The organism is Polynucleobacter sp. JS-Safj-400b-B2 (assembly GCF_018881975.1).
Lineage (GTDB): Bacteria > Pseudomonadota > Gammaproteobacteria > Burkholderiales > Burkholderiaceae > Polynucleobacter.
The window spans coordinates 18022-32059 of record NZ_JACVPJ010000012.1 but is presented as its reverse complement, the minus strand read 5'-3'; the positions used below and the strand labels follow the sequence as shown (position 1 = coordinate 32059).

Below are 14038 nucleotides of genomic sequence, written 5' to 3'. Positions count from 1 at the left end.
TTTTAATCAGTTTCTAAAAAGCATTTACCTTTTACTTTATGACCTCATTTTACTTGAGCAAACCCTACGAACCACCTCAGGCCCCTTTAAAGCTCCCTTTAAGTGAGCCCTGGGCCTTATTTGGGGGTATTAGCCCAAATCAGTTCATGGCTCGCTACTGGCATAAAAAGCCCTTACTCATCCGAGGAGCAATTCCGGCATTTGCCCTCTCAGCCCAGTCAGGCGAGCAACTGGATAGCCCTATACCCGCCCAAGAATTGCTCAAATTTGCTCTGCAAGATCAAGTGGAATCGCGTCTGGTGAAATCCAAGCCTTGGAGCTTTAGCAGTGGACCATTTGTCAAAAAATCGATTCCCTCGCTTGATAAACCCAATTGGACTTTGTTGCTCCAAGGAATGGAAGCGCGTCACCCTGCTGCGGCCAAAATCCTCTCTTGGTTTCGCTTTATTCCCGATGCTCGCCTGGATGACTTGATGGTCAGCATTGCTGGCATTGGCGGCGGCGTTGGCCCACACTTTGATTCTTACGATGTCTTCCTAATTCAAATGTCCGGAAGAAGGCAATGGCGAATTTCAGAACAAGAAGATTTAAGCCTTAACCCAAATCTGCCACTAAAAATTCTGCAGAACTTTAAGCTCGAGCAAGAATGGACTTTAGAGCCAGGCGACATGCTGTATTTGCCACCACATGTAGCACACGATGGAATCGCCCTAGATGCAGGCTGTCAAACATGGTCAGTAGGATTTCGTTCGCCTAGCTTTAAGGAATTATTACAAGAAGGTTTGTGGCGCCTTGCAGAGTCTTTGGAAGATATTCCTGCTTTAGAAAATAAGTTTGCAGACCCCAAACAAAATGCCACTCAACTTGCCGATCAGCTTCCTGATGAACTCATCAAACAGCTTGAATCGAAACTCAAGGGTTTGAAGTTAGATCAAATTGACGGCTTTCTACCAGGAATCACCGCCTATCTTTCAGAGCCTAAACAACAAGCCTTTTTTGACGGCCCAGAAGACCCCCTTAACCCAGGTAAATTTTTAAAGAAATTAGGTGCTACTAGCCTAATTCCCCACCCTCAAACCCGGATTTTAGCCCTTGGAAAGCAGATTTATTGCAATGGGGAAAATATGACCAAGGGGCAAGCTCCTGACATTATTTCCGCTTGGCAGGGGCTTTCTGCACAAAAGGGTCTTAAAACTAACAAACTCAAGCATCTCGATAAATCCAGTCTTTATGTGGCCTATTTGGCTGGATGGCTGGTTTTTCAGACATGAATTCCCAGATGGATATAATAATTGCTGGAAACTACTTAGGGATAATCCCTTGGTGAATCCAGAAAACAATTACCGGTAATTGTTGTTAATTTTTTTTAAAGGAATCTACAAATGAAGAAGTCACTCGTATTCGCTGCTATGTTAGCAATCGCCTTGGCCGCTTGCGGTAAAAAAGAAGAAGCAAAACCTGTTGAAGCTGCTCCTGCTGCTGCTCCTGCTGCTGAAGCTCCTGCTGCTGCTCCAGCTGCGCCAGCTGCTGACGCTAAGAAGTAATCTTCTTCATGAAGAAAAAAAGCCGCTGAAAAGCGGCTTTTTTATTAGCTATAAAAAACACTTACTTAGACAGCTGATCCGTTAACAAGGTTAACAACTGAAATCCTGCAGGCGTATTTTCTGGCTTGCCATCAGCATTCTGCACGTAGACATTTGCAGAATTCTCGCCAGTACTCTTCACAACCACCTGATATTTTTTAGCCTTCAAGCTTGAATCATCTTTACTGCTAAAGAGATTGGTGAAGAAACCTTTGGTATCACCCAAATCTTTTGGATTAACGTAGCGCACATAGTAAACACCACTAGAGCGATTGCGATCCTCAACAGTAAAGTTAGAGCGATCAAGCGCTAGGCCAACATCACGCCATGCGCGATCAAAACCAGCGCTTAACTGAATATAAGCCTGATTGCTACCTTCTTGCACAAACTTCGCCTTAGGGGTTTTAGGGCCCAGCGGAACGGCTACCATTGCCTTAGCTTGCTCTTGAGTCATACCCAAACGCTCCATCAAACGCGCCAAGAAAATGGCCTCTAGCTCAGGATCATTTGGACGAGGTGTCCATACAGTAGAAATACAGTTTCCAGTGGAATCAGAAGTACACTTTTCAATAGCGCCACGTTGTGTAATGTAGACCTCAGTCTCACCGGGTTTAGCAACCTCTAAGCGCGTCTTATATTTATCACGCTCACCTGTGTCATAGAGCGTATCTAAGGCGCCGCCAAGAGTTGAACGTATCCAATCTTGAGAAATCTTTGCGCGATTTTCTGCCCAGTCTGTTTCCATGATTCCAGTAGATGGAGAATCGACTACCAAAAGGAAGCCATTCTCTTGCCAGAAATCTTTCACTTGTGGATATAGTTCGGGCGCTGGCTTTTCAACCACCAACCAACGACGCTCGCCATCACGCGCAATACGCATACCAGGAATACCGGTCATCACATTACTGCGCATTTGTACCGACTTCTTAACGGCAGCGTTGTACTCAGACATTGTGGCTGTTCCATCTTGAACGATGTAACGGCGATCAGCTTGAGCGGTGATCAAGTCGGGAGGGTAAGATAAATTAGGACCACGGACAGCGCCAGAGCTCTTGTAGTCAACAGTATCGCTACTATTAACTGATTTACAGGCTGTTAGAACAATGGATGTAGTTAATAGTAGAGCCAATATCGATAAGTATCGACGCAATAGTTGGAGCAAATTCATCATAATAAGTTGGCCTGTTTTAATGCTGCCTTCAAAGGCTCGCGCAAGGAATTGCTTAAAGGTGTTAATGGCAAACGAATGCCAGCAGTAATCTTGCCCATTTCGTGTAATGCCCACTTCACTGGGATTGGGTTAGCTTCAGTGAACATCGCCTTATGAACTGCAATCAATTGGTATTGGATTTCACGAGTTCTCTTCACATCGTCCGACATGGCTGCAACACAAAGTTCGTGCATTAAACGTGGGGCAATATTTGCGGTTACAGAGATATTGCCCTTGCCACCCATCAGCATCAACATAGCTGCTGTGAGATCGTCACCAGAAAACACCGCAAAGTCTTCGTGCCCAGCACGCTTGAGATCATTAATCAATAAGGTTCCGCGCTCTAAGCTACCAGTTGCTTCTTTGATTCCAACAATGCCTGGAACATCCGCTAAACGAACCACAGTGTCACCAGCTAAGTCGGCGACCGTTCTACCAGGAACGTTATACAAAATTACTGGCAGATCAACTGACTCAGCAATCTTTTTAAAGTGAGCAAACATGCCATCTTGTGTCGGCTTGTTGTAATACGGCACTACTTGCAAGCTAGCATTAGCGCCAACTTGCTTAGCAAATTTGGTTAATTCAATTGCTTCAATCGTTGAGTTGCCACCAGTGCCTGCGATTACCGGAATGCGTCCAGCAATCTGCTCTACCGTCACGCGAATCAGTTCGCAATGCTCTTCGACTGAAACCGTTGGAGACTCGCCACTTGTCCCAACAATGACAATGCCATCCGTACCTTCGGATACATGCCAATCTAACAAAGAACGCAAGCTAACGTAATCCAAACTGCCATCCTCGAACATAGGAGTAACAATAGCCGGCATGCTACCGGTTATGGGCTTTTTGCTACCTTTGGAATGCGCTGTATTTGTCACCGAATATGCACCGATTTTTAGCTGTCTTAACCCTGAAATTGTAACGGAATGCGCTGTTTTGGCTCACCTTTTACAGCACATAGGCGCTGAACCATAGCTGGTTTGGGCTGATCCACGTAAATATCCTCATAAGCCGCCACATAAAGCCCATGGCGGGAGGCAAAAGCAAGCAATTCCCCTGGATTTAAGAGGAAATTGGGGTTTGATGGCCTTCCGAAATCTCCATTACCCACGGCAAAGGTTTCATAGATCAAAACACCCTCTTTTCCCAGCATTTTGGGAAGTTCATCGAGGTGGGGACGATAAAGATAGTTTGTCACCACAATGGCGCTGAACTCAGAACCTATTAGCGGCCATTCGACCTCTTCAAGATGAAAGCGCTTAGGGGTAATGAATGGATTGCCTAGCGCCTCTACAGCTTCAATGTCCTGATCAACTGCTAGCACCTGATAGCCCATACTAGCCAGCAACTCAGAGTGTCGGCCTGATCCACAGGCTAAATCTAGAACCACCCCATCCTTTGGAATAAGCGGTGCAAATCGCCTCACCCAAGGTGAAGCGCTCGCAATCACATCATGCATATTAGGCAAGGTCAATCCTCAATCGTAAGCAAGACCCATAGCTTCGCGAACCTCTCGCATGGTTTCTTGTGCAACCTTACGCGCTTTATCGCAGCCATCAGCAATGATGGAGCGCAGCAAACTTGGGTCATCTAGGTACTTCTGAGCACGCTCAAACATCGGCTGTTGTTCTGCCAGAATAGCGTCAATGACAGGCTGCTTACACTCTAAGCAGCCAATACCTGCCGATTTACACCCCTTATCAACCCATTGTTTTGTCTCATCATTCGAGTACACGGTATGCAGTTGCCATACAGGACAACGCGCTGGGTCACCCGCATCGGTTCTGCGGACACGAGCAGGATCAGTAGGCATAGTCCGGATCTTTTTAATCACGTCTTCTGGATTTTCACGAATGCTAATAGTATTTCCATAGGACTTAGACATCTTCTGTCCATCAATGCCAGGCATACGTGATGCAGTTGTTAGCAACGCTTGGGGTTCAGGAAGAATAATTTTGCGAGAACCTTCCAAGAAACCAAAGAGTCTCTCGCGATCAGCCATAGATAGACTTTGTGCTTCCTGCAACAGGGCCTTAGCTTGCTCCAAGGCCTCATCGTCACCACGCTCCTGAAAAGCAACGCGTAATTCGGCATACATCTTGGCACGTTTACTACCAAGCTTCTTGACAGCCTCTAAAGCTTTTTCTTCAAAGCCTGGCTCGCGGCCATACAGATAGTTAAAGCGTCGGGCCACTTCACGAGTCATTTCTACGTGCGGCACCTGATCTTCGCCTACGGGCACAAACTGTGCGCGATAAATCAAAATATCAGCAGCTTGCAACAATGGATAGCCCAAGAAACCATAAGTTTGAAGGTCTTTTTCCTTGAGTTTCTCGATTTGATCTTTATAGGTAGGCACCCTCTCCAGCCAGCCTAGAGGGGTTCCCATGGAGAGCAATAAAAAGAGTTCAGCGTGTTCTGGCACTTTGCTTTGAATAAACAAAGTTGCCTGATTTGGATCTACGCCAGTTGCCAACCAATCAATCACCATTTCCCATACGGATTGCTCGATGACATCCGGAGTCTCGTAATGGGTAGTTAATGCATGCCAATCGGCCACAAAAAAGAAACAAGGGTACTCGGACTGCAAGCGCACCCAGTTCTTTAAAACACCGTGGTAATGACCAAGGTGCAAGCTACCAGTTGGTCGCATGCCAGAGAGAACGCGTTCAGCAAACATCTGTATTCTTTTTCTAAATGGTTAAGTAATTAATAGATTAGTGAAAAGCAGACCAAACCGGAGTGAGATGGTCTGGTAAGTGAGGCAAGTTACCCAAATCAATATGACTCTCTTTCGGATCGTGAAAATCCGAACCACGAGAAGCCAAGAAGCCATATTGCTGCGCAATCTTTGCAAAAGTTTTGTATTGATCTGGACTATGACTTCCCGTAATCACTTCAATGGCCAAGCCTCCAATGTCCTTAAAGTGCTTATAGAGCTCATCCATTTGCATGTCATTCAACCTGCTGTAACGACCGGGGTGGGCAATCACAGCAACACCACCTGCAGACTTAATCCAATGGACAGCGTTATCTAGCGTAGCCCATTGATGGGGAACATATCCTGGCTTACCCTCAATCAAATAATTTTTAAATACGTGCTCAGTGTTACGGCAGACGCCCTGCTCCACCAAGAAGCGAGCAAAGTGAGTTCTGGAAATCAATTCATGATTGCCAGCAAAATGCAGTGCGCCCTCATAAGCGCCAGGAATACCTGCTTTTAATAATTGCTCGGCCATCAGTTGCGCACGATTTGCCCGACCATCACGCGTACGACGCAAGCCTTCAATAATTCCAATATGGTCCGCATCAATTCCAAGACCAACAATGTGAATGGTCTCACCCATCCAAGTAACCGAGATTTCTACGCCGGCAAGGTAATCCATGTTTAAAGTGCTTGCCGCTTCACGCGCACGCTTTTGCCCACCCAGCTCGTCATGATCGGTCAGCGCCCACAAATGGACGCCATTTGCCTTGGCGCGCTCAGCTAAATCCTCAGGCGTCAAAGTCCCGTCAGAAATCACTGAATGGCAATGTAAATCGGCATTGAGGGGTGAAAAGCTGCTCATGACCTTATTTTAGGTCAAGCTGGTATCAATTACCCGGCGCGGTGCATCGAGGTAGTCACGAGACTGCATCTCGATCAAACGGGATACGGTTCGGGAGAATTCCGCAGTAATTTGGCCCTCTGTGTACAAATCGGGGGCTGGAACCTCTGCAGAGATGATTAATTTGATCTTATGGTCGTATAAGACGTCGATTAACCATATAAAGCGACGGGCTTCATTAGTCATTCTGGGGGGCATATAGGGCACCCCCGACAGAATCACCGTATGAAATTGGTTTGCAATTTCAAGATAGTCATTTTGGGAACGCGGGCCGCAACAGAGGGTCTTGAAGTCAAACCACACTACGCCATCGGCCATGTGCAAGGGACGTAACTCACGAGACTCAATATTTAAGACGGGATTGCGGGCCTCTTTTTGATTGCCAATCAGGGTTTGAAACATTTGACCAAGGGTTGTTTGTGTTTCCGCATTAACCGGAGTGAGATAGGCTTCAACTTGCGCCATCTGTACACGGCGGTAATCATTACCTGCATCTACATTTAGAACATCGAGCTTTTCTTCCAGTAGCTTAATAGCAGGAATTAATCTATCGCGATGCAATCCATTTGGATAGAGTTGATCGGGGCGATAGTTTGATGTCATCACAAATTGCACACGATCCACAAAAAGTGCATCAAGTAGGCGATACAAAATCATCGCATCAGCGATATCATTAATGTGAAACTCATCAAAGCATATGAGACGATAACGATTAGAAATCCGCTTTGCTAATTCATCTAGCGGATCTGCCATTCCTGAAAGCTCATGCAACTCACGATGCACTTCCCGCATGAACTCATGAAAGTGAATACGGATTTTCTTTTCTAAAGGGGAGGCTGCATAGAAGCAGTCCATTAAGAAAGATTTGCCACGCCCTACCCCACCCCACAGATACAAGCCTCTGGGTAGTGTTGGTTTGAATATCTTCTTCTTTAAGGTATTGCTGCGGATTTCTTTGTAAGCAATCCATTCGTCTTCACACTCCTGAAGACGCTCAACAGCACGAAGCTGCGCGGGATCACTGTGATACCCACGCGCCTTTAACTCTTGTTGGTAAAACTCAATGGTTTTCAATTACATATTTAATGCACGTGAGTCTGTCGCCAATGCCGCTTCGCGCATCACTTCAGACAAACTTGGATGTGCATGACAGATACGAGCAATATCTTCTGCTGCTGCTTTAAATTCCATCGCAACCGCTGCCTCTGCAATTAAGTCAGATGCATTAGCGCCGATGATGTGTACGCCAAGAATCTCATCAGTCTTAGCATCAGCCAACACTTTGATGAAACCATCAGCACGACCCATACCTAAGGCACGGCCATTAGCAGCAAATGGGAACTGACCCGCTTTATAAGCAATGCCAGCCTCTTTGAGTGCTTGTTCAGTCTTACCAACCCATGCAATTTCAGGGTCAGTATAGATAACCCAAGGAATGCAGTTGTAATCAATATGGGGTTTTTGACCAGCAATCACTTCAGCAACCAAGACACCTTCGTCTTCTGCTTTGTGTGCCAACATTGGGCCACGCACTACGTCACCAACAGCGTAAACGCCTGGAGCTGCAGTAGCACAAGTGTGATCATCAATTGGAATGAAACCACGCTCATCCACTTTGAGGCCAATTTTGTCTAAACCTAATTTATCAGTATTGGGTACACGACCAACAGAAACAATTAAACGATCGCATTCCAACTTAGCAGCTTTACCAGCGCTATCGGTGTAATTTACTACTACACCTTTTTTATCTGCTTTAACATCGCCAATCTTCACGCCAGTATGAATATCTAAGCCTTGATTAGCGAAGAGCTTTTGGGCTTCTTTTGCAATACCAATATCGCAAGCACCCAAGAATGAAGGCATAGCTTCAAGTACAGTCACTTCAGCACCGAGACGGCGCCATACAGAACCCAACTCCAAGCCGATGACACCGGCACCGATGACACCCATTTTCTTGGGGGCGGAGTCAAACTTCAGAGCGCCTTCGTTATCGCAGATCAAGACATTGTCAACAGCAATCCCTGGGAGGTGACGGGCCTTAGAACCAGTAGCAATAATCACATTCTTTGCAGTAACTGTTTCTTTATCTTTGCCATCAATCTTCACTTGATAACCATCTGCACCCTTACCCTCAAATGAAGCGTAACCTTTTAACAAGGTGATTTTGTTCTTGCGGAACAAGTACTGAATACCACCAGTCATCTTGGTAACGATGTCATCTTTGCGGGCAATCATCTTGCCAGTGTCGATGCTAACTGCACCAACTTTAATTCCATGGTCGGCAGCGTGATGGTTAATCTTCTCAAACTCTTCAGAAGATGCCAGCAAGGCTTTAGAAGGAATACAGCCAACGTTTAAGCAAGTGCCGCCCAAGCGGGGCTCACCTTTAGGGTCATCATAGGATTGAGATTCAGCACAGGCAACCTTAAAGCCGAGTTGCGCTGCACGAATTGCGGCAATATAGCCACCAGGGCCACCACCAATTACTACTACGTCAAAAGCTTGGCTCATGATCTTCCCTTCTTACAAATCAAGGAGAAGACGTGAAGGATCTTCTAAAGCATCCTTCATAGCAACCAAACCGAGCACAGCCTCGCGACCGTCGATGATGCGGTGATCGTATGACAAAGCTAAGTAGTTAATTGGGCGAACAACCACTTGACCATTTTCAACTACAGCACGGTCTTTAGTTGCATGGATACCCAAGATTGCAGATTGTGGTGGGTTGATGATCGGAGTAGAAAGCATAGAGCCGAATACGCCACCGTTAGAGATGGAGAATGTACCGCCAGTCAACTCTTCAATAGACAATTTTCCATCGCGAGCCTTAGCGCCGAACTCAGCGATCTTCTTCTCGATATCAGCCAAATTCATTTGGTCAACATCACGCAAAATTGGAACTACCAAGCCGCGTGGTGAGCTCACTGCAATACCGATATCAAAGTAACCGTGGTAAACGATGTCATTGCCATCAACAGAAGCGTTCAAGAGTGGGAATTTCTTCAAAGCGTGAGTTGCTGCTTTAACGAAGAAAGACATAAAGCCTAACTTCACGCCATGAGTCTTCTCAAACTGATCTTTGTATTTATTACGCAATGCAATCACTGGACCCATATTGACTTCATTAAATGTAGTCAGGATAGCGTTATTTGCTTGGGACTCTAACAAACGCTCAGCAATACGAGCGCGCAAACGGCTCATTGGCACTCGCTCTTCTGGGCGATCACCCATTGGAATTGGTGCACTTGGCAATGCAGCAGACTTAGCGCCACCAGCAGAAGCATTTAATGCATCACCTTTAGTGATACGGCCATCACGACCAGAACCGGCAACTTGACCAGCATCGATATTTTTTTCTGCCAGAATTTTTGCTGCTGAAGGAGCGGCGGCTGCGCCAGCTTTAGCAGCAGGTGCTGCTGCTTTTGCTGGGGCTGCAGCTGCAGGAGCAGCTGCGGGTACCGGTGCGGCCGGAGCGGCGGTTGCGACAGCAGTGCTATCAATCTTTGCAATCAACTGCTCAGCAACTACAGTACCACCATCGGCAACGATGATTTCTGTCAAAACACCAGCTGAAGGAGCTGGGACTTCGAGAACCACTTTATCGGTTTCGATTTCGATCAAGATCTCGTCTTGACCTACGGCGTCGCCAACTTTCTTTTTCCATTGCAACAAAGTTGCTTCAGCAACTGACTCTGAGAGTTGTGGAACTTTAACTTCGAAAATAGCCATGATTAATCCTGTTTATATGTATGTTCAATTATGAAAACGATTATTTCGTGATCACGTAACCTTTGAGCTTGGCAAACGCCGCATTCAATAAAGACTTCTGCTGTTCTTGGTGGAGATGGGCGTAACCACAAGCTGGTGATGCTGATGCAGGACGGCCCGCATAGCCCAACTTCATACCATCAGACATGTTTTCCAAGATGTTGTGCTGTACAAAGAACCAAGCGCCTTGGTTTTGTGGCTCATCTTGACACCACACTACGTCTTCCAATTTTGGATATTTCTTCAACTCAGCAATCAATGCTTTGTGCGGGAATGGATACAGTTGCTCCAAGCGAATAATGGCAACATCACCAATCTTCTTCTCAGTGCGCTGCTTAACCAAGTCGTAATAGACCTTACCGGAGCACATTACCAAACGAGTTACTTGTTTAGCATCGATAGAATCATCACGCTCACCAATAATGGTTTGGAAACCACCTTTAGTAAATTCAGACAAAGGTGATGCAGCTTCTTTATTGCGCAACAATGATTTTGGAGTCATCAAGATCAGCGGTTTACGGAACTGACGAATCATCTGACGACGCAAGACATGGAAGATTTGCGCCGCTGTTGTTGGCTGAATTACTTGCATATTGGTATCAGCACATAGCTGCATAAAGCGCTCAAGACGTGCAGAGGAATGCTCTGGACCTTGGCCTTCATAGCCGTGCGGCAACATCATGACTAAACCATTGGCACGACCCCACTTCACTTCACCTGACGCGATGAACTGGTCAATAACCACTTGTGCACCGTTAGCGAAGTCGCCAAACTGAGCCTCCCAAATAGTTAGAGTATTTGGTTCTGCGGCGGCATAGCCATATTCAAAACCAAGCACAGCTTCTTCAGAAAGAATGGAGTCAATCACCACAAATGGCGCTTGATCTTTAGTCACATGCTGAAGAGCGATGTAAGTACCGGTATCCCACTTCTCACGGTTTTGCTCATGCAAGACCGCATGGCGGTGAGTAAAGGTACCGCGTCCGCTATCTTCGCCAGATAAACGAACTGGATAGCCACTAGCAACCAAGGATGCGAAAGCCATATGCTCACCCATACCCCAGTCAACATTAATTTCGCCACGACCCATAGCGGCACGGTCATTAAATACCTTAGCTACTAATGGATGCGCCTTGAAACCCTCTGGAATAGTAGAAATCTTTTCAGCTAGGCGCTTCCACTCAGTTAATGGAATCGCTGTATCGGATTCATCGGTCCACTTCTTATTAAGGAATGGAGACCAATCCACTGCAAATTTACCTTTGAAGTTACTCAAGACTGGATCTGAAGTCTGCTTGCCTTCGTCCATGGCAGCGCGATACTCTTTGACCATCAGATCGCCTGTGCCAGCAGGTAATACACCTTGAGCTTCTAATTTATCAGCATATAACTTACGGGTACCTGGGTGCGCAGCAATGATTTTGTACATCAATGGTTGAGTCATTGCTGGCGTATCTTGCTCGTTATGGCCAAGCTTACGGAAGCAGATGATGTCAATCGCAACATCCTTATGAAACTTCATGCGGAACTCAACAGCCAACTTCGTTGCCAATACCACCGCTTCAGGATCATCACCATTCACGTGCAACACAGGGGCATCCACAATCTTCATGATGTCTGTGCAATACAAGCTTGAGCGCAAATCACGTGGATCTGATGTTGTGAAACCAATTTGGTTGTTAATGACAATGTGAACCGTACCACCAGTGGAGTAGCCACGAACTTCCGACATCGCCAATGTTTCTTGCATCACACCCTGACCTGCAATCGCAGCATCACCGTGAACTAGGACTGGCATTACTTGCTCACCCAACATATCACCACGACGCTCCATACGAGCACGTGCAGAACCCTCAACTACCGGGTTAACGATTTCTAAATGAGATGGGTTAAATGCCAATGACAAGTGAACCGGACCACCAGGAGTCGAAATATCACTAGAGAAACCTTGATGGTATTTAACGTCGCCTGCAAGCAATGTTTCTGGACCCTTATGCTCAAACTCGGCAAATAAGTCTTTTGGCATCTTGCCTAATGTATTAATCAATACGTTAAGGCGACCCCGGTGGGCCATACCAATCACCATCTCTTGAATGCCTTTGTTGCCAGAGTCACGGATCAGCTCATCCATACAGGCAATAAAGCTTTCGCCACCCTCAAGGGAGAAGCGTTTTTGACCAACATATTTAGCCTGAAGATAACGCTCCAGACCTTCGGCAGCGGTTACGCGATCCAAGATTTGACGCTTCTCTTCCACATTAAATTGTGGGGTTGAGCGAATGGACTCTAATTTTTCTTGCCACCACTTCTTAATTTTCTGGTCAGCAATAAACATGAACTCGACACCAATCGTGCCGCAGTAAGTCTCGCGCAATGCTTGAAGCAAATCGCGCAAGGACATTTCGTTTCTACCGAAGAATGTATTACTAGTATTGAAGACGATATCCATATCGCCGTCAGTAAAACCATAGAAAGCGGGATCTAACTCAGGAATGTCCTGGCGCTCTGTCCGCTTCAATGGATCTAAATTTGCCCAGCGATTACCGACGTTACGATATGCGGCAATTAACTGCTGAACAGCAACGCGTTTGCGACCCATCTCTGAGTCAGCCGAATCAGAAATCGTTCTGATGGGGCCTTGCTTTGCGCGCTCAGCAAATGAAGCAACAATTGGTCCATGGGCAATGTCAGTTCGAGATGAACCGTCAACTGCTGGAACTTGTTTCACGTTATCGAAATAATCTCGCCAATGGTCAGCTACAGAAGCTGGATCGTGCAAGTAGGATTCGTAGAGTTCCTCTACGTAGGGTGCGTTTCCGCCGAAGAGATAGGAGTTATCTCTTTGATCCTGCATCATGATGCTCACCTTTCATCGGGTTTCCCGAATAAAAACTGTGGTTAAAACCATTCGTTACACGGCTCGACCGTTTGGCGAATTGATCTGTGCGAATACTGTTGCTACATCACTAATTTAACACGAATAGCCATGGATACATAAAGGGCTTTCCCTGATTTCATGGGAATTGGGGGTATTTCCCTAATAAACAGAATTAATAAGAACTTTCCTACTCTGCTTTAAGGGTTTACCGACAGATTCAAATGATTTTGATTTTTATTCTCTAAATCTTCAAACAATTAAATGAAATTAAGGGAAATATGAAATCGATTACCCCAGAAGCGGAATACCTCAGCACCCGTCAAAGCGCCAAGATTTTGCAGGTTTCCCTAGGCACCGTTCAGAAAATGGTGGAATTAGGCGAACTCATCGCTTGGAAAACCCGTGGCGGTCATAGACGCATATTGGCAAGCTCCTTAGAACAGCAATTACAACGCAGAAAAAGAGCTATGCGACAAAAAACTACCCAAAATTGTGTAGCTATGGGGATATTCAGAAGATCTGAAAATGGGCAGGAATTAATGGAATCCATTGCCGATTGGCAACTTAAAGTAGATATGGAAATTTCTGTGGATAGCCTAGAGGGCTTAATGATGGCTGTTTCCATAGCCCCGGACCTCATATTCTTGGACGCCCTCATACCACCAGTAGAGCAAGTTCATTTAATTCATTATCTTAGTAAAAACAAGGACATACAGAGGATACCTATTCTAGTAGATGAGGGTTTTATCAAGCTTCACCCCGGTGTTGTTGCGCTAGCGGATGAAAACTCTGGTGGCAAACACCCCTTAAGTGAAAGCATTAAGCAAGAGCTAGCTAATGGCTTAATTGACCTCAATCCACTCATTATTGGCTACCCTGCCACCGACCCAGAGGCCGAAGGCAACTGGTCCCATGAGTTATTGGAGCCTTTATTCGCGGAGGCATTAGCTAGGAAGTGCGCCTGATGATCCATCAAGAGCAACGGATT

General features: G+C 46.1%; 12 protein-coding genes. 3 read left to right on the top strand and 9 right to left on the bottom strand.

Going from position 1 to position 14038, the window contains the following annotated elements; genetic code table 11:
• The first annotated feature begins 38 nt into the window (after positions 1–38).
• Entirely contained in the window at positions 39–1271 is a 1233-nt protein-coding gene (locus ICN48_RS11160) for a cupin domain-containing protein (protein WP_216153763.1), read from the top strand.
• Positions 1272–1382: 111 nt separating this feature from the next.
• Entirely contained in the window at positions 1383–1544 is a 162-nt protein-coding gene (locus ICN48_RS11155) for a hypothetical protein (protein WP_216153762.1), read from the top strand.
• Between the two features lie 61 nt (positions 1545–1605).
• Here ICN48_RS11155 and bamC read toward each other — a convergent pair whose 3' ends face one another.
• From bamC to ICN48_RS11110, 9 genes are all read right to left on the bottom strand, one after another.
• Entirely contained in the window at positions 1606–2751 is a 1146-nt protein-coding gene (gene bamC / locus ICN48_RS11150) for an outer membrane protein assembly factor BamC (protein WP_216153786.1), read from the bottom strand.
• Complete coding sequence (gene dapA / locus ICN48_RS11145; protein ID WP_216153761.1) at positions 2751–3623, bottom strand: 4-hydroxy-tetrahydrodipicolinate synthase; 873 nt, start codon at positions 3621–3623, stop codon at positions 2751–2753. The genes bamC and dapA overlap by 1 nt, the downstream gene beginning before the upstream one ends.
• A gap of 77 nt (positions 3624–3700) precedes the next feature.
• Positions 3701–4255 (bottom strand): bifunctional 2-polyprenyl-6-hydroxyphenol methylase/3-demethylubiquinol 3-O-methyltransferase UbiG, encoded by a 555-nt coding sequence (locus ICN48_RS11140; protein ID WP_216153785.1) that lies wholly within the window; start codon positions 4253–4255, stop codon positions 3701–3703.
• Between the two features lie 18 nt (positions 4256–4273).
• Positions 4274–5476: a tryptophan--tRNA ligase gene (locus ICN48_RS11135; RefSeq protein ID WP_216153760.1), complete on the bottom strand. Its 1203-nt coding sequence runs from the start codon at positions 5474–5476 to the stop codon at positions 4274–4276.
• A 37-nt stretch (positions 5477–5513) separates the two neighbouring features.
• Positions 5514–6365 (bottom strand): 3',5'-nucleoside bisphosphate phosphatase, encoded by an 852-nt coding sequence (locus ICN48_RS11130; protein WP_216153759.1) that lies wholly within the window; start codon positions 6363–6365, stop codon positions 5514–5516.
• 9 nt (positions 6366–6374) lie between these two features.
• A complete protein-coding gene (zapE, locus tag ICN48_RS11125; RefSeq protein WP_216153758.1) occupies positions 6375–7478 on the bottom strand; it encodes a cell division protein ZapE in 1104 nt (367 codons plus the stop codon).
• Positions 7479–8915: a dihydrolipoyl dehydrogenase gene (gene lpdA / locus ICN48_RS11120; protein WP_216153757.1), complete on the bottom strand. Its 1437-nt coding sequence runs from the start codon at positions 8913–8915 to the stop codon at positions 7479–7481.
• A 12-nt stretch (positions 8916–8927) separates the two neighbouring features.
• On the bottom strand, positions 8928–10133 hold the full coding sequence (gene odhB / locus ICN48_RS11115) for a 2-oxoglutarate dehydrogenase complex dihydrolipoyllysine-residue succinyltransferase (RefSeq protein WP_216153756.1): 1206 nt from the start codon (positions 10131–10133) through the stop codon (positions 8928–8930).
• 40 nt (positions 10134–10173) lie between these two features.
• Positions 10174–13029, bottom strand: coding sequence for a 2-oxoglutarate dehydrogenase E1 component (locus tag ICN48_RS11110; protein WP_216153755.1), 2856 nt, complete (start codon positions 13027–13029; stop codon positions 10174–10176).
• Positions 13030–13328: 299 nt separating this feature from the next.
• On the opposite strand from ICN48_RS11110, the gene ICN48_RS11105 reads away from it, so the two are divergent.
• Positions 13329–14015, top strand: a complete 687-nt coding sequence (locus ICN48_RS11105) for a helix-turn-helix domain-containing protein (RefSeq protein ID WP_216153754.1) — start codon at positions 13329–13331, stop codon at positions 14013–14015.
• The last annotated feature ends 23 nt before the right edge of the window (positions 14016–14038 follow it).

What these genes read in the sequence shown, in the direction of transcription:
- ICN48_RS11160 (WP_216153763.1), top strand. Translation starts at nt 39, where the DNA reads ATGACCTCATTTTACTTGAGCAAACCCTACGAACCACCTCAGGCCCCT.
- ICN48_RS11155 (WP_216153762.1), top strand. Translation starts at nt 1,383, where the DNA reads ATGAAGAAGTCACTCGTATTCGCTGCTATGTTAGCAATCGCCTTGGCC.
- bamC (WP_216153786.1), bottom strand. Translation starts at nt 2,751, where the DNA reads ATGAATTTGCTCCAACTATTGCGTCGATACTTATCGATATTGGCTCTA.
- dapA (WP_216153761.1), bottom strand. Translation starts at nt 3,623, where the DNA reads ATGCCGGCTATTGTTACTCCTATGTTCGAGGATGGCAGTTTGGATTAC.
- ICN48_RS11140 (WP_216153785.1), bottom strand. Translation starts at nt 4,255, where the DNA reads ATGCATGATGTGATTGCGAGCGCTTCACCTTGGGTGAGGCGATTTGCA.
- ICN48_RS11135 (WP_216153760.1), bottom strand. Translation starts at nt 5,476, where the DNA reads ATGTTTGCTGAACGCGTTCTCTCTGGCATGCGACCAACTGGTAGCTTG.
- ICN48_RS11130 (WP_216153759.1), bottom strand. Translation starts at nt 6,365, where the DNA reads ATGAGCAGCTTTTCACCCCTCAATGCCGATTTACATTGCCATTCAGTG.
- lpdA (WP_216153757.1), bottom strand. Translation starts at nt 8,915, where the DNA reads ATGAGCCAAGCTTTTGACGTAGTAGTAATTGGTGGTGGCCCTGGTGGC.
- odhB (WP_216153756.1), bottom strand. Translation starts at nt 10,133, where the DNA reads ATGGCTATTTTCGAAGTTAAAGTTCCACAACTCTCAGAGTCAGTTGCT.
- ICN48_RS11110 (WP_216153755.1), bottom strand. Translation starts at nt 13,029, where the DNA reads ATGATGCAGGATCAAAGAGATAACTCCTATCTCTTCGGCGGAAACGCA.
- ICN48_RS11105 (WP_216153754.1), top strand. Translation starts at nt 13,329, where the DNA reads ATGAAATCGATTACCCCAGAAGCGGAATACCTCAGCACCCGTCAAAGC.